Annotated in this window: 25 protein-coding genes; 12 read left to right on the top strand and 13 right to left on the bottom strand. The window is 35.1% G+C overall.

What is annotated here, in order from left to right; all coding sequences use genetic code 11:
- Positions 1 to 36: 36 nt before the first annotated feature.
- Together obgE and DMB92_RS04985 are read right to left on the bottom strand one after the other, a co-directional pair.
- A complete protein-coding gene (obgE, locus tag DMB92_RS04990; protein ID WP_142681957.1) occupies positions 37 to 1,068 on the bottom strand; it encodes a GTPase ObgE in 1,032 nt (343 codons plus the stop codon).
- A 95-nt stretch (positions 1,069 to 1,163) separates the two neighbouring features.
- Positions 1,164 to 2,369, bottom strand: a complete 1,206-nt coding sequence (locus DMB92_RS04985) for a saccharopine dehydrogenase family protein (protein ID WP_142681956.1) — start codon at positions 2,367 to 2,369, stop codon at positions 1,164 to 1,166.
- Between the two features lie 131 nt (positions 2,370 to 2,500).
- Between DMB92_RS04985 and dapF the strand changes: the two genes are divergently transcribed.
- The 5 genes from dapF (at position 2,501) to ybeY (ending at position 5,189) form a co-directional block, all read left to right on the top strand.
- A complete protein-coding gene (dapF, locus tag DMB92_RS04980) occupies positions 2,501 to 3,250 on the top strand; it encodes a diaminopimelate epimerase (protein WP_142681955.1) in 750 nt (249 codons plus the stop codon).
- A complete protein-coding gene (locus DMB92_RS04975) occupies positions 3,225 to 3,929 on the top strand; it encodes a glucosaminidase domain-containing protein (RefSeq protein ID WP_142681954.1) in 705 nt (234 codons plus the stop codon). Before dapF ends, DMB92_RS04975 begins: the two co-directional genes overlap by 26 nt.
- Before the next feature lie 99 nt (positions 3,930 to 4,028).
- Positions 4,029 to 4,253: a hypothetical protein gene (locus DMB92_RS04970; protein WP_142681953.1), complete on the top strand. Its 225-nt coding sequence runs from the start codon at positions 4,029 to 4,031 to the stop codon at positions 4,251 to 4,253.
- A 90-nt stretch (positions 4,254 to 4,343) separates the two neighbouring features.
- Positions 4,344 to 4,733: a hypothetical protein gene (locus DMB92_RS04965; RefSeq protein WP_142681952.1), complete on the top strand. Its 390-nt coding sequence runs from the start codon at positions 4,344 to 4,346 to the stop codon at positions 4,731 to 4,733.
- A 30-nt stretch (positions 4,734 to 4,763) separates the two neighbouring features.
- On the top strand, positions 4,764 to 5,189 hold the full coding sequence (ybeY, locus tag DMB92_RS04960) for an rRNA maturation RNase YbeY (RefSeq protein WP_409513395.1): 426 nt from the start codon (positions 4,764 to 4,766) through the stop codon (positions 5,187 to 5,189).
- Here the strand turns inward: ybeY and DMB92_RS04955 are convergent.
- From DMB92_RS04955 to DMB92_RS04935, 5 genes are all read right to left on the bottom strand, one after another.
- The gene (locus DMB92_RS04955) at positions 5,161 to 6,531 is read right to left on the bottom strand and encodes an MATE family efflux transporter (protein ID WP_260604754.1); all 1,371 of its coding nucleotides are present in this window, start codon (positions 6,529 to 6,531) and stop codon (positions 5,161 to 5,163) included. The genes ybeY and DMB92_RS04955 overlap by 29 nt on opposite strands.
- A gap of 24 nt (positions 6,532 to 6,555) precedes the next feature.
- Positions 6,556 to 7,056: a GDYXXLXY domain-containing protein gene (locus DMB92_RS04950; protein WP_142681950.1), complete on the bottom strand. Its 501-nt coding sequence runs from the start codon at positions 7,054 to 7,056 to the stop codon at positions 6,556 to 6,558.
- Positions 7,043 to 8,248: a DUF2157 domain-containing protein gene (locus DMB92_RS04945; protein ID WP_142681949.1), complete on the bottom strand. Its 1,206-nt coding sequence runs from the start codon at positions 8,246 to 8,248 to the stop codon at positions 7,043 to 7,045. Before DMB92_RS04945 ends, DMB92_RS04950 begins: the two co-directional genes overlap by 14 nt.
- Positions 8,248 to 8,778, bottom strand: a complete 531-nt coding sequence (locus tag DMB92_RS04940; RefSeq protein ID WP_142681948.1) for a DUF308 domain-containing protein — start codon at positions 8,776 to 8,778, stop codon at positions 8,248 to 8,250. Before DMB92_RS04940 ends, DMB92_RS04945 begins: the two co-directional genes overlap by 1 nt.
- 266 nt (positions 8,779 to 9,044) lie before the next feature.
- Positions 9,045 to 10,115 (bottom strand): Cj0069 family protein, encoded by a 1,071-nt coding sequence (locus DMB92_RS04935; protein ID WP_142681947.1) that lies wholly within the window; start codon positions 10,113 to 10,115, stop codon positions 9,045 to 9,047.
- Between the two features lie 277 nt (positions 10,116 to 10,392).
- Here DMB92_RS04935 and DMB92_RS04930 point away from each other — a divergent pair, with 277 nt between their 5' ends.
- Positions 10,393 to 11,316 (top strand): glycosyltransferase family 9 protein, encoded by a 924-nt coding sequence (locus DMB92_RS04930; RefSeq protein ID WP_142681946.1) that lies wholly within the window; start codon positions 10,393 to 10,395, stop codon positions 11,314 to 11,316.
- Here the strand turns inward: DMB92_RS04930 and DMB92_RS04925 are convergent.
- The 3 genes from DMB92_RS04925 to thiD are packed head-to-tail and all read right to left on the bottom strand — an operon-like array spanning position 11,306 to position 13,379.
- A complete protein-coding gene (locus tag DMB92_RS04925) occupies positions 11,306 to 11,950 on the bottom strand; it encodes a uroporphyrinogen-III synthase (RefSeq protein ID WP_142681945.1) in 645 nt (214 codons plus the stop codon). The two genes, DMB92_RS04930 and DMB92_RS04925, sit on opposite strands and share 11 nt — an antisense overlap.
- Positions 11,947 to 12,561, bottom strand: coding sequence for a thiamine phosphate synthase (thiE, locus tag DMB92_RS04920; RefSeq protein WP_142681944.1), 615 nt, complete (start codon positions 12,559 to 12,561; stop codon positions 11,947 to 11,949). Before thiE ends, DMB92_RS04925 begins: the two co-directional genes overlap by 4 nt.
- A complete protein-coding gene (gene thiD, locus DMB92_RS04915; protein WP_142681943.1) occupies positions 12,558 to 13,379 on the bottom strand; it encodes a bifunctional hydroxymethylpyrimidine kinase/phosphomethylpyrimidine kinase in 822 nt (273 codons plus the stop codon). The genes thiE and thiD overlap by 4 nt, the downstream gene beginning before the upstream one ends.
- A 100-nt stretch (positions 13,380 to 13,479) precedes the next feature.
- Between thiD and DMB92_RS04910 the strand changes: the two genes are divergently transcribed.
- Genes DMB92_RS04910 through DMB92_RS04900 form a run of 3 tightly spaced genes read left to right on the top strand, consistent with a single transcriptional unit; the run spans position 13,480 to position 16,750 of the window.
- A complete protein-coding gene (locus DMB92_RS04910) occupies positions 13,480 to 14,418 on the top strand; it encodes a cation diffusion facilitator family transporter (protein WP_142681942.1) in 939 nt (312 codons plus the stop codon).
- On the top strand, positions 14,415 to 14,618 hold the full coding sequence (locus DMB92_RS04905) for a heavy metal transport/detoxification protein (RefSeq protein ID WP_142681941.1): 204 nt from the start codon (positions 14,415 to 14,417) through the stop codon (positions 14,616 to 14,618). Before DMB92_RS04910 ends, DMB92_RS04905 begins: the two co-directional genes overlap by 4 nt.
- Positions 14,618 to 16,750, top strand: a complete 2,133-nt coding sequence (locus tag DMB92_RS04900) for a heavy metal translocating P-type ATPase (RefSeq protein WP_142681940.1) — start codon at positions 14,618 to 14,620, stop codon at positions 16,748 to 16,750. The genes DMB92_RS04905 and DMB92_RS04900 overlap by 1 nt, the downstream gene beginning before the upstream one ends.
- On the opposite strand, the gene DMB92_RS04895 is transcribed toward DMB92_RS04900, so the two are convergent.
- Together DMB92_RS04895 and rho are read right to left on the bottom strand one after the other, a co-directional pair.
- Entirely contained in the window at positions 16,747 to 18,297 is a 1,551-nt protein-coding gene (locus tag DMB92_RS04895) for a DNA polymerase III subunit gamma/tau (RefSeq protein ID WP_142681939.1), read from the bottom strand. The two genes, DMB92_RS04900 and DMB92_RS04895, sit on opposite strands and share 4 nt — an antisense overlap.
- A 2-nt stretch (positions 18,298 to 18,299) precedes the next feature.
- Positions 18,300 to 19,592 (bottom strand): transcription termination factor Rho, encoded by a 1,293-nt coding sequence (rho, locus tag DMB92_RS04890; RefSeq protein ID WP_142681938.1) that lies wholly within the window; start codon positions 19,590 to 19,592, stop codon positions 18,300 to 18,302.
- A gap of 116 nt (positions 19,593 to 19,708) precedes the next feature.
- Here rho and DMB92_RS04885 point away from each other — a divergent pair, with 116 nt between their 5' ends.
- Both DMB92_RS04885 and ccoS read left to right on the top strand, forming a co-directional pair.
- Positions 19,709 to 22,057 (top strand): heavy metal translocating P-type ATPase, encoded by a 2,349-nt coding sequence (locus tag DMB92_RS04885; RefSeq protein ID WP_142681937.1) that lies wholly within the window; start codon positions 19,709 to 19,711, stop codon positions 22,055 to 22,057.
- Entirely contained in the window at positions 22,054 to 22,260 is a 207-nt protein-coding gene (ccoS, locus tag DMB92_RS04880; protein WP_142681936.1) for a cbb3-type cytochrome oxidase assembly protein CcoS, read from the top strand. Before DMB92_RS04885 ends, ccoS begins: the two co-directional genes overlap by 4 nt.
- On the opposite strand, the gene coaE is transcribed toward ccoS, so the two are convergent.
- Complete coding sequence (coaE, locus tag DMB92_RS04875; protein WP_142681935.1) at positions 22,255 to 22,839, bottom strand: dephospho-CoA kinase; 585 nt, start codon at positions 22,837 to 22,839, stop codon at positions 22,255 to 22,257. The genes ccoS and coaE overlap by 6 nt on opposite strands.
- Positions 22,840 to 22,899: 60 nt before the next feature.
- On the opposite strand from coaE, the gene purM reads away from it, so the two are divergent.
- Positions 22,900 to 23,889, top strand: coding sequence for a phosphoribosylformylglycinamidine cyclo-ligase (purM, locus tag DMB92_RS04870; protein WP_142681934.1), 990 nt, complete (start codon positions 22,900 to 22,902; stop codon positions 23,887 to 23,889).
- Positions 23,890 to 23,895 lie beyond the last annotated feature (6 nt).

Below are 23,895 nucleotides of genomic sequence, written 5' to 3'. Positions count from 1 at the left end.
CTTTTGGATTTTTAGATAAACAAAATACGAGCTTTCTTAGGCTTGTGTTTTGTTTTTGCATTCAAAAAGCTTAAATTTAAGCTCGCTAAGTCCTGTTTTTTCAAGGCTTGAAACCTCTAAAATAAAGCTTTGAGGATTGTTTTGAGCTTCTAGGTATTTTTTTAAAGCCATAGTTTCATTTGCGATTTTTTCAGCAAATTCTGCTCCTAAATTTACACTATCACTTTTTGAAATCATCACCCCAAAGTTTCTTTGAAACAGCTTCTTTGAAAAGTTTTCAAGCTCTTTTCTTAAAATTTCAAATTGCGTTTTTAAATCATCATTTCTTAAAGGATCAAGCACAAAAAGCAAAAAAGCCGTGCGTTCTATATGTCTTAAAAACTCAAGCCCCAAGCCCTTGCCCTTGCTAGCTCCTTCGATAATGCCCGGTATATCAGCCATTACAAAGGAATGATCCTCATCAACTTCGACCACACCAAGCTTTGGAGTAAGCGTAGTGAATTCATAATTTGCTATCTCAGGTCTTGCATTTGAAAGCACGCTTATAAGCGTTGATTTGCCTACATTTGGAAAGCCCACAAGCCCCACATCAGCGATGAGCTTTAGCTCCAAACGCACAAATTTACTTTGACCTTTAATGCCCGGCTGTGCGTAGTCTGGACGCTGATTTGTCGCATTTTTAAAGTGGATATTGCCAAGCCCACCTTTGCCGCCTTTTAAAAAAAGCTCTTTTTGTCCCTCAAAAACAAGATCAAGTAAAAGCTCTCCACTCTCATCATCGATAACCTGAGTTCCCTCAGGAACGATGATCTCAAGGTTTTGCCCTCTTTTTCCTGTGCGGTTACGCCTTTGTCCATCTTCGCCATTTTGAGCCTTTAGCTCTTTTTTGCCCTTGAAATTTGCAAGTGTGTGAGCGTTATTATCGCAGATAAAAAGCACATCTCCGCCATCTCCGCCATCTCCGCCATCAGGACCACCCAAAGGCACATGCTTTTCACGGCGAAAGCTTACAGCTCCCTTGCCACCATTTCCTGAGCTTAATGTGAGTTTTACTTTGTCGATGAACATGTGCTAACCCTTTAAATAAAACAAGAACTTATGAAAACTGAGTTAAGTGGTTTTTTATAAAGAAATTTAAACTCTAGTTTTGCTAAAGCCCTAAACTACTCGCCCAAACTTGGCTTCATTTCAAGTATCTTCCAAGGAAGTCCTTGGCTGTTTAGCTCTTCCATAAAGGGCTTAGCATTAAATTCTTCCATATTAAACACGCCCTTGCCACTCCAAATACCCTTTGCCACAAGCTTTGCTCCTATCATAGCAGGAACTCCTGTAGTATAACTTACAGCTTGAGAGAGGGTTTCTTTGTAGCAAGCTTGGTGATCGCAAACATTATAAATATAAACTTGCTTATCCTTGCCATCTTTTAGCCCACGAATAACGCAGCCTATGTTGGTCTTGCCCTTTGTCCTTTCTCCTAAACTTGCTGGATCAGGTAAAAGGGTCTTTAAAAACTCTATGGGAATAATCTCAACTCCTTTATGAAGCACAGGCTTAATGCCAAGCATACCCACATTTTGTAAGCAATTCATGTGAGTAAGATAGCTCTTAGAAAAGGTCATAAAAAAGCGAATTCTCTTAAGGCTTTTAATGTTTTTTACAAGGCTTTCAAGCTCTTCGTGATAAAGCAAATAGCTATCTTTTACCCCAACTTCAGGATAATCCCACTGCATACTAATTTGCATAGGCTTTGTTTCTATCCACTTGCCATTTTCCCAGTAACGACCCTTTGCGCTAACCTCTCTTAAATTTATTTCTGGATTAAAATTAGTCGCAAAGGCGTAGCCGTGATCTCCTGCATTACAATCAAGTATGTCTATATAGTGAATCTCATCAAAAAGTTCTTGCTTAGCATAAGCACAAAAAACATTGGTTACGCCTGGATCAAAGCCACTTCCTAAAAGAGCCATAATACCAGCTTTTTTAAAGCTCTCATGCCTTGCCCATTGTTCTTTGTATTCAAATTTAGCTAGATCAGGGTGTTCGTAATTTGCTGTATCTATGTAAGCAATTTTTGCTTCTAAACAAGCATCCATAAGGCTTAGATCTTGATAAGGAAGAGCTAAATTTAGCAAAAGCTCAGAGCCTGTTTTTTTGATAAGCTCTACCACAGCCTTAGTGTCATCAGCGTTAATTTCAGCTACTTTTATATCAACTCCCAAACGCTCTTTTATAATCTTAGCTATTTCCTCGCATTTACTAAGGGTTCTACTTGCTAGGGTGATTTGGCTAAAGGTATCGCTATTCATCGCTGCTTTTATGCTAGCGACTTTGCTAACTCCGCCAGCTCCTATGATAAGAAGTTTGCTCATTGTTTTTCCTTGAAAAATATAAAGCTTACATTGTAGCAAATTTAATGTTAAAAATAAAGAAAATAAGGCTATAAAATTGTCTTTTTAGAATTTTTTGCTACAATAAAAATATTCTTTAGGAGATTAAAACTTTGAAAATTTATAAGTATTGTGCAAATGGAAATGATTTTGTGATTTTTAATGAGCAAGATAAGGCAGATAGAAGTATGCTTGCTAAGGAGCTTTGTAACCGCTATGAGGGCGTTGGGGCTGATGGAATGATCGTTATTTTACCTCATGAAAAATACGATTTTGAGTGGGATTTTTATAATAAAGACGGCTCAAAAGCCTTGATGTGTGGTAATGGTTCAAGAGCGGCAGCCCATTTTGCTCATCATGTGAATAAGGTTCAAAATGAAATGAGCTTTTTAAGTGGAGCAGGGCTTATAGAAGCTAAGGTTAATGGGGATTTGGTCGAGGTTTGTTTGGGAAAAGTTAGATTTGTTCAAGAAAAATTTATGCATGATGGCATTTGCTGGCAACTTTGTGATACAGGAGTGCCTCATTTGGTGCATTTTTGTGAGGATATAAATACTTTTGATAAAAAGCTTTGTAGCAAGCTTCGACAAAAATATAATGCAAATGTTAATTTTGCTCAAATTCTTGATGAAACTCATCTTAAGGTTCGCACCTTTGAAAGAGGGGTTGAAGATGAAACTCTTGCTTGTGGTACAGGCATGGGAGCTTGTTTTTATCTTGCTCATTTGGATAAAAAAGTAAAAACAAGTGCGACAATTACACCAAAAAGTGGCGAAAATGTCGAATTTAGATTTTTTGATGAAAAACTTTATTTTAAGGCTAAAGTGAGGTGTTGTTTTGAAGCTCATTATAATCTTTCTTAGTTTATGCTTGCCCCTTTTTGCAATCAAAGGTGGTTTTGATGAGGGGTATTATCGTTTAAATACCGAAGAAAAGGCTAAGGTTTTTTCTCAAAAACTTGATAAGTTACTTGATGTTTCTTTTGAAAAGATCCTTAAAGAGCGTTCTTTTGTCGAAGCCTTTTTTAAAAAACATGCTCCAAATGGTTTTAGAAAGCTTGATGAAAAAGAGATAGAAAAGATCATAGAGCTTAAAAATAAATATCGCGTGAATAATCTTTTTGATTTTAAGGATTATTTAAGGAGAATTGATATCGTTCCAAAGTCTATGGGTATAGCCCAAGCTATGCTAGAAAGTGGTATGGGAACAAGTCGTTTTGCAAGAGAGGCGAATAATCTTTTTGGGGAATGGACTTGGAGCGAAAAGGGTTTAGTTCCCAAAAAAAGAGCAAAGGGCAAAAGTCATAGGATAAGAATTTTTGATGATTTGCAAGAAAGTGTGGATTCTTATCTTTTAAATTTAAACAGACACGATGCTTATAAGGGATTTAGAAATTTAAGGCAACAATACCGTCAAAATGATGAAAAATTAACAGGATTAAAAGCCATAAAAACCTTGCATAATTATTCAGAAATCAAAGGTGAATACGAAAAAAGACTTAAAAATCTCATCTTAAAATACGAACTTGATCGCTTTGATTAAATTTTATAAATTTTTGCAAAAATTCAAAAAAAAAAAAAAAGAAATGATTAAGTTTATTTTGTTAAAATCCTCTTACCATTTTACTTGAAAGGATCGTAAATGAAAAAAATACTTTTTGTTGCACTTGTTGCATTTGGTGTGAGTTCAGTTTTTGCTGCTGATGCGGTAAAAGATGCTGCTAAGGGTCAAGCTCTTGATGTTGCTGGAGGCTTGATGAGCGGAAAAAGTGCTAAAGATATAGCAAATGAGAAAAAAGAAGAAGCTAAGGGTGCAGCTAAAGAAGAAGCTGGAAAACAAGTTAATAAGTTGTTAAACAAATTCTAATTCCCTTTCTCGAGCTTTTTAGGGCTCGAGCTTCTCAAAAAATTCATTTTCTGCTATAATTTCTTTTTAAATTTACTCCTAAGGAAAAAGATGAAATTTTTAACTTTGTTTTTTGTATGTTTTGGTGTTTTGAGTGCTTATGAATTAAGTCAAGAAGAAGCCCAGCTTGCTAAAAAGCTTTTAACAAAAGAAAATATCAATCAAGGCGTTGAGATAGGTAAAAAAGTTCTTGATAAACAGATTCAAAAGGAAAAAGAAAATCCTACTGATTATAAGGCTTTGCTTAAAGAACAAGGAACAAAGGCAGCAAGTTCTTATATGCAAGGCAAAAGCACAGATGAGATCATTAAAGAACAAAAAGAAGATCTTTCAAATAAAACAAGCCAAAAGATAGAAGAAACAAAAAAAGAGGTTAAAAAAGAAGCAGCTAAAGAAACAGCAAAGCAAGCAGCTAAAAATTTGCTCAATTCTTTTAAGTAAAAATTTTAGTTATTTAAAGAGCTTTGAATGATCATTTGCGAAGATGAAATAAACTATGAGTTTTTAGAAAAAATAGCTAAAAAGCTTAGCCCTAAGGATATAGAACTTGTTTTTGTTGATGATGTAAAAATGAAGATCATCAACAAAGAACAAAGAAATATCGACAAAACAACTGATGTGCTTTCTTTTCCCTTTGTTTGCGAATTTCAGGCTTTGGCTTTAGATCCTCAAAATTCTTTACTTGGAAGTATAGTGATCAATCTTGATGAAGTGCATAGAAAGGCTACCCAGCTAAAGCATAGCAAGGAAGATGAGATATCTTTGCTTTTTATACATGGGTGCTTGCATTTGCTTGGCTTTGATCATGAGGTTGATGAGGGTCAAATGAGGGCTAAAGAACAAGAGCTTATAGAGTTTTTTAAACTTCCTAAGAGCTTGATCTTGAGAAATGATTAGGATTTAAGCCTCCTTTTTTAAAGGCGTAAAAAAGCACCGCAAGACTTATGATGAAAGAGCAAAATTGAGCCAAAGGATAGCTTGTCCAAATTCCTTTTAAACCAAAGAAATTTGGTAAAATAGTAAAGAAAATAAGCACAAAGATCAGAGTATAACAACTCGTGATGATAAAAGAGCTTATAGGACGCTGGATAGCTTGAAAAAAGCTTGCCGCTGCCATGTTAAAACCAAGCATAGCAAATCCTGCAAAATAAATTTTCATCGCTTCTTGGACATCATTTAAAAATACCATATCAACGCTTCCATTTGCATCTTTTTGTAAAAATAAAATCACAAGATATTTGCTAAACATGATAGATAAAAGATATAAAATCACACCCATAGCAAAGGAAAACAAGAGTCCAAATTTAAGCACATTCAAAACCCTTGATCTGATATTTGCTCCAAAATTAAAGCTCGCTATGGGTTGTATGGCTTGCGAGGCTGAAAGAAGAGTGGTAAAAAGAACTATCCCGCTATACATCATCACGCTATACATCGCCACTGCTCTATCTCCTCCTAAACCTACAAGAAGGTGATTAGCTATAAAAAGCACCAAAGCAGCACTAAGCTCTGCACTTGCCTGGGCTATGCTATTTTGAGTGCTTCTTATAAGAGCTTTGATCTTAAAACTAAGAACAAAAAATACCTGCCCTCTTTTAAACACAAAATGCCAAAGCAAGATCAAAAACCCCATAAAATGCCCTAAAATAGTCGCTAGAGCTGATCCTGCTATGCCTATTTCCAAAACAAAAATGAATAAATAATTAAAGGCTATGTTGCTAATCGCACCAACTATCATAGCGATCATGGCTAAAACAGGACGCTTGTCATTCATTGCAAAGATATCAAGCAAGGGGTGAAGGACGATGACAAAAGAGCCTAAAAAGATAATTTCTAAAAACTCACTTGCTAAAGGGGCGATTTTTTCACTAGCTCCTAGTAAAATCACTATCTCATCACAATACACATAAAAAATAAAGCCTAAAATCACTCCACTTAAAAGAGCAAAATAAAAAACAGAACTAAAAATTTCCCTCGCCTTTTCAGGTTCATTTTTTCCAAGATAATACGAGCAAAGAGAGGCTGCTCCTATACTAAATAAAAGTTCATAGGCTATAAGCATAGGAAAAACAGGCCAAGCAATGCCCACAGCAGCAAGAGCGTCTTGACCTAGCTTTTGTCCTACAAATGCCCCATCAACTACATTGTAGGTTGAAAGGGCGAGCATAGCACAAAGTGAGGGGATAAAGTATTTAAAGTATAATTTTGTGATATTTTGGTTTTTAAGATCGATTGACAAATTTATTCCTATACTTTTATGATTTTAGTCCAAAGAAGCTTCGTTTCGCACATAAAGATCTATTATCCTTGCTTTACCATCAAAGATCTTTATAGTAACGATGGCTTCTTGATTTGTGAGTAAATCCCTTTCAAGCTCTAGGGCTTTTTGTGCAGGGGCAAAGTATTTTTCTATGCCAAGATCTAGATCATAAGGCCATGAGTTTTTAAGCTTTGCTTTGATAAAAGGAGCATTTTTTGGTTTTTCAAGACTTGGTTTTGAAAACTCATAGATGCCATCTTGATCCTCATCTTTTAGCTCAACAAAATAAGTATCTTTGCCTTGATAGGAGTAAGGCTCTTCCAAATGCACCCCATAATCAAGCAAAACATAATTACCACTAAGTAAATCCCTTGGATCAAAGCCACTTGCTCTTACTTTTAGTTCTTGCCCAAAAAACACAGGTAAATAAGCATTGATAAACATAGCTATGATGACTAAAAATTGAAGTGCTAGGGCAAAGATTAAGAATTTAGAAATTTTCATGATTTTTCCTTCGCACTCTTGCAACTATAAATAAAATCACAGCAAAACTAAAGAAAAGAATGCTAGCACCTATGTAATCCCCGATCAAATCAATATAACGGATAATCGCTAAGGCACAAAAACTTAAAAGTGCCAAAATTTTATAATCTTTTTTGAAAAGATAAATGCTTAGAGCAAGAGAAAAAAAGCTATAAATAATCGTTACAAAATTTGTTAGATTTTCAAAGTTATCAAATTTTATAAAAATAAAAATAAAGGGCAGAACATAATAAATAGCCCACATAAGAGCTAAAAAATAATTTTTTTTATAAAAATTTAAGGCTATAAGGGCAAGTACAAAAAGCACACTTATCACAAGGGTAAAATTTGAATGCAAGCCAAAAGTAACGATTATATCAGCAGGAGCTTTTAGTGCTGAAGCCAAAAAAGCAAAGGCTAGAGCAAAATAAAAATAAGCTCTATAAGCTTTAAAATCAAAGCTTAAAAAGATAAAAGAAAGAAAAATAAGCACAGCTATAAAACTATCAAACCTCGCATCTAAAAAAGTAGATGATGCAAAAAATGGAGAATAAAATACATAGATGATTAAAAAAATAAAGTTAAAAAAGCGTAAAAATTTGCTCTCATAAAAAACACCCAAAGCAAAGCCCAAAAGCAAAACAAGTCCAAAAGAACTTGAATAAATATCTTGATCTATGTTAAAACAAAAGCCTATAAAATAAAACAAATACGCTTGCATAAAAACGGCAAAAGAGCCTAACGCAAAAGAGAGGATAAAAATCACTATACTCACACTAAAAAAGGCTAGGGCTGTGTTATCTCCTAGATGATAAATTTGAGAAAGCAAGGCTATGTTTGCAAGCAAGATAAAACCACTTAAAACAGCAACAGCCTGCGTATAAATAGAATCTTTTTTTGCAAGAAAAAATAACAAAATATGTGAAAGAAAAAGCGTTATCAAAAGTAAGCTTGTTTTAAAAATAGTTGATAAATTTTGCCAATTATACGCCACTAAGCTTATCAAACAAAGTCCTAGAAAAATGCAGGCTAAGATATTTAAAAAGGCTAAATTTGAACTCTTTTCAAGCCCAAGTTTTGAAAAAATTTGTTCTTTTTGAAGATTGCTGATAAGTCCCTCATCACTCAGCTTTTCAAGCTCAGTTTTTAGAATATGTTTTTTATAAGCTCTCATCAAGAAAATACCTTTTTAACCCCAAAAAATGTCAGCAATGAAGCAAGTGCAAAAAAGAAAACCAAAAGAGAAATCATAATGCCTATAGTTATGCCTGCTAAGCTAGGCATAGCAATGAAAATGATCGCTATAAGTATGCTTAAAATAGCCCAAATAAAGCTATATATCCAAGATGAAATACCTGTTTTTTTAAGCTCTAGAGCATAACTTATGCCAAGTATTCCTTTAAATGCCACCATGAAAGCAAAAACATAAATCGTAACCAAGCTTGCAAAGTCAATGCCTAAGGCGATAAAAATAAAGGCGAATATAAGATTTAATATCCCGTCCATTAAGAGTAAATTTGCTCCATTTAGCTCTTTAAAAGAAAAATAATAGGCGATATTTGAAATTCCTCCAGCGATCAACAAAAAAGGCAGAAAGAAAACAAAACTTACAAAGACTTCAAAAGGGGTAAATAAACCAATAAGAGCAGTAACGATCAATAAGACAGAAAAAATGATCCAAAGCACACTTGCAAAAGTTTTCATCTTTAATTCAACTCCATTTTAAAAAGATGAATTTTAATGCTTAAAAGATTAAATTTCACTTAAAAATGTGTATATAGAAACTGAGTTTTTGCATTAAGTTATCTTATTTTCAAGTTATTTAGTTAGTGTTTAAAATTTATAAATATTTTGTTTGTAAAAGTAGATCAATTCAAGCTCAAGACATATGAGATATATAAAAGTTGCAAAGATTATTTAGCTTGATCGAAGATAAGGTTTCATAAGCCCTAAATTTAGGGCTTATGCGTTTAGGCTTTTTTTTCGCTTACTATGTCAATGATATTATCAGCAACCATGATAGCGATTTTTGCCATAAATTCCTCAGGGCTTGTAAAGCCAACGCAAGAGCAATTTATTTCTCCAAGTATGTATTTGTCTTTACCTTGTGCGTCTGTATCAAGGATAAAATCAGCCGTCCAAATAAGAGGCAAATCGTAATTTCCAAGCTTAGAGCGAATATCAGGAAGCTGAACTAAGAACCAATCAATAAGCTTTTGCCAATCTTTTGGCTCATCATAGCGGTATTTTGCCCCACTAAATAAGGTCGCACTAAAGGCATCGCCTCCCTCAGCTGGCTTTTTATGCACCACATAAACAGGGGTTTTATAAAGCATGAGTATGCGAATTTCGCCCTCTTTAATACGAGGCAAGAAGGTCATATCAACTAGCATGCCGTTATCGCCTATAATGTATTGCTCACAAAAGTCCATGAACTCGCCAAGTTCTCTATTTTCGCTATGATTATCCTTAGCCTCAGTGCAAATAATCTTTGTATCAAGAGGTAAGCTTGTGTGTTTATTATAAAGACTTGGATCTTGCAAACGCACACGCCAAATACCCTCTCCTGTTGAGCCTCTATTTTGCTTAAGCACTCTTTCGCCCTTAGCAAGGCTTTTTGGGAAGGTCTCTTTAAATTTAGCCACATCATAATAAGCATAGGTATCATCTGGCACTAAATCCGTACTTGCTAGCTTTGTGAGTGCGTCTTTTGCACCGTATCCTATCATCGCATCAGGGTGAGGCATGCCCACAAGACCTGCTGCACAAAGTCTTCTTAAAACATCAAAATAAAGCTTTTCTTCTTTGATATTACCCGGATTGACCCTTGAAACATAGCCATCAAAGTCCTTTTTTACCCTCTCAAAAATAGCCTCTCTTTGCTTTTCATCTTTTAAAATTTCATCACTAAAAAAGATGACCTCAGCATTCCAGCCCTTGTTTTTTAGCTCATTTACCATAGGCATAGTATCTTTTCTATGTCCATCAGGCCCCTTGTCGCTACCTCCAATAGCTTCGAAAAATACGATATTTTTTTTCATTTTCGCTCCTTTTGTAAAATCAAGTTTTATTCTATAAAAAAAATCATTTAATTTTCATTAAAATTATTTGGTGAAAGAGATTTATTTTAAATTTAAAGTTTAAAATGTGTAAAATTTAAACGAAATTCTTGTAAAGATACGAGCGTATAAATTTCATTTATTTTTTGCAAACTATAATGATAAAGCTACCATTACAAATGAAAATCATAGTTTTTCAAAACACAGCGAAAAATGATTAAATTTTTGCTAGAATTTAGCTTTATTTTTAAGGAATTGTATGAAAATTTTTATCAATCTTCCCACTTGGCTTGGCGATTGCGTCATGGCAAGTGTGGCTTTGAGGGCTATTTTTGAGCATTTTAAGGGTGCAAAATTTGTTATTTTTGGCTCAAGTGTGGCTTGCGAGCTTTTTAAAGAGTGTGAAAATGTGCAGGTTTTTGTTCAAAGCCCTAAGAAGCGTTATTTAAATTTTTACAGACTAAGCAGAATTTGGGGCTGTTTTGATTATGCCTTTTCTTTTCGCTCAGCCTTTAGTGCCAAGCTTATGCTTTTTATGATCCAAGCAAGGCATAAGTTTTGCTTTGATAAAAATAAGGATAAAAACTCTCATCAAGTGCTTAAATACCTAAGTTTTATGGAACATTCTTTAAATTTAAAGGTGCAAGATACTAGCCTTTTTTTACCCTTTAAGCCCTTGCCAAAAACCAAGACTTTAGGGCTTAATCCGGGTGCAAAATACGGCTTGGCTAAGCGTTGGGATAGTGCGTATTTTGCAAAAACTGCTCTTGCTTTTAAAAATACACATAAGATTTTGATTTTTGGCGTTCAAAGCGAGAGTGAAATTTGTGCTGAGATTGAGAATTTGCTTTTAAAAGAGGGTTGCGAGTGTGTGAATTTGTGTGGGAAAACAAGTATTAAAGAATTATGCCAGCAAATTTCAGCCCTTGATCTTTTCATCAGCAATGACAGCGGCGCAATGCATATCGCAGCAGCTTATAAGATAAAAACTCTAGCCATTTTTGGACCTACTAAATTTAGCCAAACTTCGCCTTGGCAAAACGAAAACGCAAGGATTTTACACCTTGATCTTGCCTGTATGCCCTGTATGAAGCGTGTTTGTCCTTTGAAGCATCACAAATGTATGGTTGATTTAAAGCCCGAGCTTGTGATAAATGCCGGTTTTTCCTTGCTTAAGGAGTAGCTAAACTTCTTGCTAGCCTGACGCATTCTTTTATACTGGCTTTTTTTGGGGTGTAAATTTCATTTTTGCATACTGCTTTTAAGGCTTTGGCTGTGCTTTGCCCTATGGCTACTAGTTTATCTTCTTTTTTAAACTCAAAGCTTTTTAAAAAAAAGCTAACTGATAAGGGCGAAGTAAAGATTAAAACGCAGGGGCGCTTTAAGCTTAAATCCTTTCTAGGCTCTTTATAAAGGGCTTCATAGCAAATTAAGCTTTTTGAGCTTGCACCCTCAGCCCTTAAGGCTTTACTCATATCAAAGGCTATTTTTTTAGCCCTTAAATAAAGGCTTTTAAGCCTCCTTAACTCCTCTTTAAATTCTTTAAAAAAATCCCTAGCATTTGCTTTTTTACAAAATTTAACATTTTTAAAGCCCATTTTTAAAGCTTTTTTGGCTGAGTTTTGTCCTATGGCGTAAATTTTTTGCTCTAAATTTAGCTCTTTTTCACTCTTTTTCAAAGCCTTAAGAGCGTTTTTTGAGCTTATAATCAAGGCTTCATATTTGTTTAAATTAGCTCTTATTTTTTTAAAGCTTATCTGGCTTAGCTCTATACTGACAACGCCTTTAAATTTAGCCTTAGCAAAGAGATAGATCATAAACTTTGAACTTCTTTTTTTAATCTTAAGCTTGCCTCAAAGGGACTTTCTGCTTTCATTATGGCACTTACTACGGCTATTCCTGCTAGTTTTATGCCCCTAAGTTCTTTTATATTGCCCTCATTAATGCCTCCAATTGCAAACACAGGCAAAGAGCTTTTTTCACAAAGCAAGGCTAAATTTTCAAGCCCTATTAGCTTGGCATCTTCTTTGGTATTAGTTTTAAAAACAGCCCCACAGCCAAGATAATTAGCCCCCTTTATATATTTGAGCTGAGCTAAGTTTTGTACACTTAAGCCTATGATTTTTTGCTCTCCTAAGAGCCTTCTTGCTTCTTTTAAGGGCAAATCATCTTGTCCTAAATGCACCCCACTAGCATCTAAGGCTAGGGCGATATCAAGCCTATCATTGATGATAAGAGGGATCTTAAAGCTATCACAAAGTGCTTTCACGCTTAAGCCAAGTTCGTAAAACTCTTTTGAGCTAAGCTTTTTTTCTCTAAGTTGAATCATACTAACTCCAGCCTTAATGCTAAGTTCAAGTATATTTAAAAAGCTTTCCTTGCTTTTATCTTCCTTACTTGCTACAAGATAAAGTTCTAAGCTTTTCATCTTTCATCTTTTTTAAAAAGGCTGTGAAAATGATTAGTCGGGCCATGTCCCTTGCCTAAATTTAGACTATATTTTATAGCCTCAAAGACATAGGCCTTTGCTTCTTTTATAGCTTCAAATTTATCTTTTTTAAGGGCTAAATTTGAGGCTATGGCTGAGCTTAGGGTACAACCTGTTCCGTGGGTATTTTTTGTGTCTATGCGAGGCGCTTTTAAGGTGTGAAAATTAGCCCCATCATAAAAAATATCATTGGCATCATCTTTTTTGTGCCCTCCCTTTAGCAAAACGCTTTTTGCTCCCTTATCAAAAAGAGCTTTAGCCGCCTTTTTCATATCCTCTTCATTTTCTATTTTAAAACCGCATAGATACTGCGCTTCTGGTATATTTGGAGTAAGTACATCAGCAAAGCTAAGCATACTCTTAGCAAAAAACTCACAATTTTGAGTAGGCATTAAAGCATAGCCATTTTTAGCAAACATTACAGGATCAAGCACCACATTTTTAGGCTTAAATTTCTTTAAATTATTAGCTACGCATTGCATTAACTCAACACTTCCTATCATGCCTATTTTAACAGCTTCTGGCGGGATATCCTCAAAGATAGCTAATATTTGCTCATCTACAATCCTACTTGGCACATTATGCACTGAAATAACCCTAGCTGTGTTTTCAGCCACCACGCTTAAAATAACGCTCATTCCAAAGAGCTTGTGAGCACTAAAAGTCTTTAAATCAGCTTGTATCCCAGCCCCACCACTACAATCACTTCCTGCTATGCTTAAAATTGGTGTAAGCTTGCTTCCAATAGCTTCTTGCATTTCAACTCCTTAAAATGAGGCATTATAGCAAATTTAAGTTTAATTTGATAAAATATTTGAGGATAGATTTTATCAAATTTAAAGAAATTTAGGATTTATAATGCAAAATTATCTCTTTCATGAACCCTTAAAAAAGGAAGATAAGCACGATCACGAAGGGCATGATCATGATCATAACCACGCTGATGCAAGATATATGGATAAAAAGATCTTAAAAATTTCTTTCATCATGACTTTTTCCATGATGCTTATCCAGTTTATCTACTCGTTACTTTCAGGCTCTTTGGCACTTTTAAGCGATACCTTGCATATGTTTTCAGATGTTTTTGCTTTGGGACTTTCTTTTTTGGCTATCATTGCTACGCAAAAATGGCAAAATGAGCAAAAAACCTTTGGTTATTTTCGCCTTGAGGTCTTAGTTGCCTTTATAAATGCTCTAACTATCGTTTTATCAGCGCTTTTTATCATTTATGAAGCTGTTGAAAAGCTTATAAATCCAAGCGAAATTGACGCAAAAACGATGATCATCGTCGCAATTTGTGGCTTTTTGGTTAATGGCATAAATGCTTTGATGATGTTTAAAAGTGCAAATTTAGACAATGTCAATATGAAATCAGCATTTTTGCATATGATGAGTGATTTGCTGGGTTCTGTTGTGGTGATCGTGGGCGGTATTGTGGTGTATTTTACAGGCTTTGTTTTTGTGGATACGATTTTGGCGATGATCCTTTCTTTCATGCTTTTAAGATGGTCGCTTAAGCTTTTAAAACAAAGCACAAATGTCTTGCTTGAAAGCTCGCCCATTCATATCGATGAGGTTAAGGAAGAAATTTTAAAAGAAGAAAAAATCAGCGAAATCATCGATATACACATTACTCAAATTACAAGTAAAATGCTTGTAGCTACTATGCACCTTGGTGTGAGGGTTAAGGATTTGGCTGAATTTGAAGAGCTTGCAAAAAGGCTTTCTCACACGCTTTTAGATAAATTTGAAATCGGTCATACGACCATACAACCATTATTTAAGGAGAAAAAATGAAACTAGAAGTTGCGAATGTGAATTGTCAAAATTGTGCGAATTTGATCAAAACCTCACTTGAAGATGAATTTGGCAAAATCGATGTGGATTTAAGTGTTCAGCCTAGAGTTTTGAGCTTAAATTTAGATGAAACTAGGCTTGAAAGCTTTAAAAAAGAGCTTAGTGAGCTTGGTTTTGAAGTGCTTAAAAAAGTTGAATAATGCAAGAATTTAGGGTTAAAATTGGCAAAATGACTTGCGTAAATTGTGCAAATGGCATAGAAAAAGCCTGCAAAAAGCTTGAGGGCGTTAAGGATAGTAGTGTTTCTTATGCGAATTCAAGCGGGGTTTTTCTTGTCGAAAGTCTTGATTTGAAAGCTAAAATTATCCAAAAGATCAATGCCTTAGGATTTGAGGTTTTAAATGATGATGAAAGTCTTGATACACTTAAGATAAAAGAGCTTCAAAAGCTCAAGATCAACCTTTTTTTGAGCATAGGACTTTGCCTTGTTTTGATGTATCTTGAGATGTTTGTAAAAGGCGACATTTCAGCTTTGGTGCAAATTTTTTTAGCCTTTGTTGTGGTTTTTTATTGTGGTAGAAGTTTTTTTATCCATGCTTTTAAGGCTTTAATGAATAAAAATTTAGATATGAATTCCTTGATTTCTTTGGGAAGTTTTGTCGCATTTTTGTATTCTTTACTTGTGTTTTTTGGAGTATTTGAGGGCGAGGGTTTTTATTTTGAAAGTGCTGGCATGATCATTGTCTTTGTTTTACTTGGAAAATTTTTAGAAGAAAATGCGAAATTTAAGGCTGATATATATCAAAAAAAGCTTCAAAGCATAGACACAAAAAAAGCCACCTTGATCAAGGATAATGAAGAATTAGAAGAAATTTCAAGTTCTTTTGTAAAGATCGGCGATAAGATCTTGGTTAAAAGTGGGGAAAGTGTTTGTGTTGATGGGATTATAGAAAGTGATTTTGCTGAGCTTGATTTGAGTTTTTTAAATGGCGAATTTGTGCCTGTTGTGCGGAAAAAAGGCGAAGCAGTGCTTGCTGGAAGCGTGCTGGTAAGTAGTGGTGTGCTTGTGGTGAGAGCTGAAAAAAGGGCGATTGATAGTACTTTAGAGCAGATTAGGGATTTGATCTTTAAGGCAAGTGCTTCTAAAATGCCTATTGCTAGGCTCGCAAATGTTATTTCAGCGTATTTTGTGGGCTTTATCATAGTGTTTTCAGTCTGTGTTTTTGGCTTTTATGCTTTAAAAAATGATCTTAATCAAGCTTTTTTACACTCTTGTGCTGTTTTGCTCATTTCTTGTCCTTGTGCTTTGGGGCTTGCAACACCTATTGCTTTGATCACAGCCTTATCAAATGCGGCAAGAAATTTTATCTTTATCAAAAAACCTGAAGCTTTGGAGCTTTTATGCAAGGTCAAATTTGCTCTTTTTGATAAAACAGGCACTTTAAGTGAAGAAAAACTGAGTGTTTTTAAGAGTAATCTTAGTGAAGAAAACTTTGAAAAGCTTGTTCAAATCGAAAGTCTTAATGCTCACCCCATATCAAAAGCTTTAATACAAAGTGCAAAAAAACCTCTTGTAAAGCTTGAAGCAAGCGTGCAAAGTCTAGCAGGAAAAGGTATTATTTATCATGATGAGGATAAATTTGTAGCAGGTAATGAAAAATTAATGAAAGAAGAAAATATCATCATTGATGAAGCTACAAGAAATTTTGTTAGGGAAAATCAGCAAGAAGCTCCTGTACTTGTGTATTTTGCAAAAAATGATCTTTGCTTAGGAGTTGTGTGTCTTAAAAATGCTTTAAGAGCTGATGCTAGGGATTTGATAAGGTATTTTGAGGAACAAAAAATCACAAATATCATCTTAAGTGGAGACAATGAAAAAAGCGTTGAAAATAGTGCTAAAGCCTTAAATATCACTCATTTTAAAGCAAATTTAAGCCCAGAACAAAAGCTTGAAAGTGTAAGATCTTATCAAAAACAAGGGCTTAGTTTATTTGTTGGCGATGGGATTAATGATAGTGCTGCTTTAGCTCTTGCAGATGTGGGCATTGCGATGAGTAGTGCAAGTGCTATGGCAAAAAGTTCAGGGGATTTTATCTTGATCAAAGATGAGCTAAGTAAAATCGCCTATGTACATAAACTTTCTTTAAAAACAATGAAAATCATCAAACTTAATCTTTTCTGGGCATTTTTATATAACATACTTTGCATACCAATAGCAGCAGGCTTTGTATCGTTTATCAGCCTAAGTCCGCATTTAGCAGCTTTGGCGATGAGTTTTAGTTCTATAAGTGTGGTTTTAAACTCATTAAGACTGAGGAAAAATCTTACTTAGTCATGGCCTATTTGAGGTTGTCCAAAAAGCTCATCTAAAGCCTTTTTGGCTTCATCTTGCGGATCGTGCTTTTTGGCATCTTTTTTAAGATCTTCAAAATGAGAATTTAAATCAAGCTTTTCTTTTGGTTTTTCTTGGTTTTGAATGGGCTTCATGAGATCTTGTAACTTGCTCTCGTCTATATTTAAATTTGAGCCTTCTTCCTTGCTGATCTTAAGCCTTGTATGTGGAAATTTTTTTGCAAAAAGTTCTTGTATAAGCTTAAAGCCTTGATTAAGCGTATTTTTATCTTGATCTTTGGCATTTGAGCTAATATGCAAAACCTCATTATTAAAGCTTATTAATTTCGTGCTTCTTTCAAAGCTTTGCCCTAAAGAAAAATCCCTATCATAAATGCTTGTAAGCAAAATTTGATAAGGGTTTTGCTCTTCTTCTTGGACTAAATTTATATTAAAGTCCTTGTTTGATTTTGTTTGAGGGGTTTTTGGACTTTTTTGTGCATATTCTGCGATTTGTTCATCGATTTCTTTTAAAGCACTTGCTTCCATCATCATAAAAGCCATGACACAAAGCACAAAACCATCATCATCACTGATATTTAGCATAGCCTTTGCACGCGATAAAATTCTAAAAAATCTCTCATAAACGAGGGTTGAAAACTCAGCACTTTTTGCAAAAAAACTTTCCTTAAGATAAAAAAGCATTTCATCAATCACGCTACTTGCTTCATAATCTTGCAAATCTTTTAAAAACTCAAAAACCTTATCCTTATCTTTTTTTAAGATAGCTGAGTAAAATTCCTTGATCTTTAAAGGATCTAAGAAGCCTAGCATATCAGTGATTTTTGAGGTCGTGATATTATTTTCACAAAAGATGATGGCTTGATCTAAAAGGGTAAGCGTATCGCGAAGCGAGCCATTGCCACTTCTTGAGACAAATTTTAAAGCCCCTTCTTCAAAGCTTACGCTTTCTTTTTTTAAAATTTCTTCTAAGTGCGTTAAAATTTCGCTTTGTGGAATTTGTTTAAAGCGAAAATGCTGGGTTCTTGAAAGCACAGTTGCAGGAAGTTTAAGCGGATCTGTTGTTGCAAGGATAAATTTCACATAAGCAGGCGGTTCTTCAAGGGTTTTTAAAAGTGCATTTGCAGCTTGAGGAGTAAGCATATGCACCTCATCGATGATAAAAATTTTAAAGCGTGCCATGGAAGGAGCGTATTTGGTTTGCTCGATAAGTCCTTGTATATCCTCAAGTCCTCTGTTGCTTGCTGCGTCCATTTCGATGATATCAATATGCTTTCCTTGTAAAGCTGCAAGGCACTGCTTGCACTCACCACAAGGCGTAGCACTTGGTCCTTGCTCGCACACCAAAGCACGAGAAAATATCCTAGCACTCGAGGTTTTTCCGCTACCACGAAGCCCTGAAAAAAGATAAGCATGAGCTAGTCTTCCTGAATTTAAGGCATATTTTAGGCTTTGAGAGACCGTTTTTTGTCCCACAAGTTCATCAAAGGTTTTGGGGCGATATTTTATGGCTAAGGCTTGTTGCATTTTCACTCATTCATTATAGATAAAAGTTCGATATTATCTTTTGTTTTAAGCATTTTTGAGTATAAGAATTTCAAGGCTTCTATGTCGTCCATTTGCGAAATGGCTGAACGAATAGCCCAAATTTTTTGAAGCTCAGCCACGCCTTGCAAAAGCTCTTCTTTTCTTGTACCTGATTTGATGATATTGATGGCTGGATAAATTCTTCTATCTGATATGTTTCTATCAAGCACAATTTCACTATTTCCCGTGCCTTTAAATTCTTCAAAAATCACATCGTCCATTCTTGAGCCTGTATCGATAAGTGCGGTTGCTATTATCGTTAGCGAGCCTCCATTTTCTATATTTCTAGCTGCTCCAAAAAAGCGTTTTGGCTTATGAAGTGCATTTGCATCAACTCCCCCACTTAAAACCTTGCCAGAACTTGGTGTAGCGGTGTTATAAGCCCTAGCTAAACGCGTGATACTATCAAGCAAAATGATAACATCTTTGCCCATTTCAACCATTCTTTTTGCTTTTTCGATGACTAGCTCAGCTACTCTGACATGATTATAAGCAGGCAGATCAAAGGTCGAGCTAAAGACCTCGCCTTTTACGCAACGCTGCATATCAGTAACTTCTTCTGGCCTTTCATCGACTAAAAGCACGATTAAATGCATTTCAGGGTGGTTTTTTTCAATAGCAGCAGCTAATCCTTTCATAAGCACGGTTTTACCCGTTCTAGGAGGTGCGACAATTAGCCCTCTTTGACCCTTGCCTATAGGTACAAAAAGATCCAAAACGCGTCCTGCAAGCTTGGTTGCTTCGTATTCAAGTCTTATTTTTTCGGTTGGAAAAATAGGAGTTAGGTTATCAAAAAGTGGTCTTTCTTTGGCTTCTTGCAAGGGTAGGTAGTTGATAGCTTCTATCTTAAGCAAGGCGTAGTATTTTTCTTGATCCTTTGGCTCTCTTACTTGTCCTGTTACGATATCTCCAACTCTTAGAGCAAATTTACGAATTTGTGAGTTTGATACATAAGCATCATTAACGCTATCGCTTAAATTTGAGTCCATGCCCCTTAAAAAGCCATATCCCTCAGGGCTTAGCTCTAAAATTCCTGTAAATAATATAAATCCGCCCTTTTTGGTCTGAGCCTTTAAAATTTCAAAGATAAGCTCTTGACGGCGTAATTCTCTAGGATTTTCTATCTCGCATTCATTGGCGATTTTGATCAAACTTTCTAAGTCAAGTAACTTTAAATCTTCTATCTTATACCCCTCAACAGGTATGTGTGTTCTTTGCTTTTTGTTATTTTCCATAAGTCCTCGTAGATTTTAGCAGTAAATTAAAAATGTGATTTTAGAAAAAAAATACATTTTTGTCAAATTTTGCTTATAATTATAAAAATATTTTAGCTTAGAAAAGAATAAAAATTATGAAATGTTCTCATTGCAAACTTGATTTTAAGCAAGAGCAAATGATCAAGGTTGAGGAAAATTATTTTTGTTGCACAGGGTGTAAGAGCGTTTTTGAAATTTTACACGATAAGGGTTTGCAAGGCTTTTATGAAAGGCTTTCTCATCAAAGTTTAGCCCCTGTGAATATCTCAAAAGAAATAAAAGATTATACCCATTTTGTAAAAAAAACAAAGGAGGGCTTTGATGAAATTTATCTTTTGATTTATGGTATTCATTGTTCTGCTTGTGTTTGGCTTAATGAAAAGGTTTTGATCAAAGAAGCTGGAGTGCTTGAGGTTGATATAAATTCTGTTACTCATAAGGCAAGAGTAGTTTTTGATCCACAACTCATTTCCTTAAGGAAAATTTTAGAACTTATCCAAAGTATAGGTTATGAAGCAAGTGCATATGATCCCTTAAAACAAGAAAAAAAAGCTAATGAATTAAAGAGAGAATTTTACGCAAAACTTGTTGTAGCCATAGCTTGCGTGATGAATGTGATGTGGATAGCGGTCGCAAAATATGCTGGATTTTTTAGCGGAATGGATAGGGAGATCAAGGATATTTTAAATTTCGCTGAGTTTATCCTTGCAAGCCCTGTGCTTTTTTATACGGGTTCAAGCTTTTATAAAAGTGCTTTCAATGCTCTTAAAAATAAAAGCTTAAATATGGACACCTTAGTCATAAGTGGGGCAAGTCTTGCTTATCTCTACTCGCTTTGGGCGATGTTTTCAAGGGCAGGGGAGGTGTATTTTGACTCTGTGGCGATGATTATTTGTTTTGTGTTCATAGGCAAATACTTAGAAGTTTTTAGCAAAAAACGCGCCCTTGATATCGTCGATGGTTTGAATGACTTTTTGGTTAGCGAGGTTTTAGTTTTTAACGGAACTTGCTTTGCTTTAAAAGAAGCAAGAGAGGTCAAAATAGGCGATTTGATACAGCTTAAAAGTGGGGATAAAATCGTTATTGATGGAATTTGCAAAAAGGGCGAAGCAAGCCTTGATACTTCATCTTTGAGTGGGGAAAATGAACCTGTTTTTATCAGCGAGGGTAAGGAGGTTTTTTCTGCTTGTATAGTGATTGATGGGGTTTTGGAGTATGAAGCAACTAAGCTTTATGAGGATTCTAAACTTGCACAAATCATTCATTTGCTCGAGCTTTCAAATTTTAAAAAGGCAAAGATACAAAGCCTTGTTAATCAAATCAGTGCTTATTTTTCACGCACCATTTTAAGTCTTGCTTTGCTTTGCTTTTTATTTTGGTTTTTTTATCAACATGCTTCTTTTGAAAATTCCTTGATCAATGCCATTTCTGTTTTGATTATCGCTTGTCCTTGTGCCTTGGCTCTTGCAACGCCTGTTAGTAATCTCGTAGCACTTGGCAAAGCTCTAAAACAAAAGGTTCTTTTTAAAAATGCTTCTGTGATAGAGGATTTAAGCAAGTGCAATGTTGCTGTGTTTGATAAAACAGGGGTTTTAACCCAAAGTAAGCTTGAGGTTGATCAGTTTTTTATCGATGAGCTTATAAGCTTAGAAGAGCTTTTGGGCTTTGTAAATTTATCAAAGCACCCTGTTGCAAAGAGCGTTGCTCAGTTTTTGAAACAAAAAACACAGATCAAGCATTTTGATTTTATAAGGGTTGAAAATATTGCTGCAAGGGGTATAAAGGCGTATTTGGGCGAAGATGAGTTTTTGGGAGGAAGTGCTGATTTTATGCGTGAAAATGGCATTGTTTGTAAAGAATTTGAAAATTCACATTTTATTTTCGCAAAAAATAAGCAGGTTTTGGCGTATTTTGAGTTAAAAAATTTACTAAGACAGGGTGCAAAAGAGCTTATTTCTTACCTTAAAAGCCTTAAAATGCAAATTTACATACTTTCAGGGGATAATTACAAGGCTGTTAAAAAGATAGCTGATGAGCTTGGAGTGCAAGATTTTAAAGCTTCTTGTTTGCCTGAAACGAAAATGAACTTTGTTGAGGAATTAAGTCTTAATAATAGGGTTTTATTTGTTGGAGATGGGGTAAATGATGCCCTAGCTTTAAAATACGCTGCTGTGGCTATTTCTTTAAAGGAGGGTTCTGATTTGGCTATTGAAAGCTCTGATGTTTTGCTTTTAAAAAATGATTTGTTTTCTTTGAAAGAGGCGATAAGGCTTTGCTTAAAAACCTTTACAATCATCAAGCAAAACTTAGCCCTTAGCATAGCCTATAACGCCCTTACCATACCTCTAGCTTTTTTAGGGCTTATAAATCCTTTAATCGCGGCTCTTTCTATGTCTTTTAGTAGTATAATAGTTATTTTAAATGCTTTAAGGATAAATAAATGAATGGTGTGATCATAATGATGATAAGTGTTTCTATCATCGCTTTTGCTATCGCTTTGCTAGCTTTTTTGTGGGGGATTAAAAACAAGCAGTTTGATGATGATTATAAATTCACCACGCTTAATGATAGCGAAGAAGCTTTGCACGATGCTATCGAGCTTGATAGGCGTAAAAAAGAGGCTTTAAAAAGAAAACAAGACTCATAAATTTAGAGAATTAAAAAATATTTCGCTTTGCTCTTGAAAATGAACTAGATCCTTGCTGTTATCGATGATGAAATCAGCCTTTTGCTTTTTTATCTCTATATCAAGTTGAGCATTGAGCCTTTTTAATGCTTCTTCTTTGCTTAGTTTATCTCTTTGCATAAGTCTTTGAAGGCTTAGTTCTTTCGGGGCGTAGATCAAGATACTCTTTCCCAAACCTTGATAGTTTGTATTTTCAAAAAAAAGAGGAAGCTCTATAAAAAAAGCTTTATTTTTGGCGTCCAAAACTAAGGCTTGTTTTAAAATTTCATCTTTTATGAGTGGGTGCATGAAGTTTTCAAGCTTTGTTTTACTTTTTTCATCGCTAAATATAAGCAAAGCTAAGGCTTTTCTATCGATCTTTTGATCTTTTAAAATATGATGATCTTTAAAGAGCGTAGCGATTTGTTCTGCCTTTTCTTCTAAAATTTGATGAGCGATAGAATCTGCGTTTATTGTGTTAAAGCCCTTATCTTGAGCCATTTTCATAAAGCTTGATTTGCCACAGGCTATGCTAGCAGTTACAAAAAAAGCATTTTTCATCTTTAGTCCTTATTAAAACTTTTTTAGCTAAAATACCCTTTTAAATTTAAGGAAAAATAAATGAAAATTTCATACGAAGATGCTGGTGTGAGTATAGATAATGGAAATGCTTTTGTTGAAGCTATTAAACCAAAGGTTAAAGAAACTTTTAATGAAAATGTCATCGGTGGTATAGGCTCTTTTTCTGGGGCTTTTCGCTTGCCTGCTGGCTTTAAAAAGCCTGTGATTTTGGGAGCAACAGACGGGGTTGGCACTAAGCTTCGTTTAGCTATTGATGCAAAAAGATATGACACCATAGGGCAAGATCTTGTTGCTATGTGCGTGAATGATCTGATTTGCAACTTTGCTACACCTTTGTTTTTCTTGGATTATTACGCTACGGCTAAGCTTGATGTAGAGGTTGCAAGGGCTGTTGTTTCAAGTATAGCACAAGGTTGTAAGGAAGCAAAATGTGCTTTGATAGGAGGCGAGACAGCCGAAATGCCCGGAATGTATAACAAAGATGACTTTGATCTAGCAGGCTTTGCTGTTGGCATGGCTGAGGAAGATGAGATTGATAGAAGTAAATTTGTAAAAAATGGAGATTTGCTTTTGGGCTTGCCAAGCTCTGGGCTTCACTCAAATGGCTATTCTTTAGCTAGAAAGGTGCTTTTTGAGACTTTAAAAATGAAATTTGATGACAAGATACAGGGTAAAAGCCTCATTGATATCTTGCTAGAGCCTACAAGAATTTATGTCAAAGACTTTTTGAAGCTAAAACCTTTCATCAATGCTCTTGCACATATCACAGGCGGTGGCTTGGTGGAGAATTTGCCTCGTATTTTTCCAAAAGGAATGGGTGCGGTGATTAGAAAACACCATTTAAAAACTCCTGAAATTTTCTATCAAATCGGCGAATGCGTTGAGGAAAGTGAAATGTATAGAAGCTTTAACATGGGCGTTGGTCTTGTGCTTGTGGTTAGTGCTGAAAATATTTCAAAGGTTCTTGAAAACTCAGACGCCTTCATCATCGGCGAAGTTGTGATCAATGAGGGCGTGGTTTTAGAATAAACTTTT

The organism is Campylobacter sp. MIT 99-7217, from assembly GCF_006864365.1.
Taxonomy (GTDB): Bacteria; Campylobacterota; Campylobacteria; order Campylobacterales; family Campylobacteraceae; genus Campylobacter_D.
The sequence above is the reverse complement of the archived record's forward strand: the minus strand, read 5'-3'. Positions and strand labels throughout refer to the sequence as shown.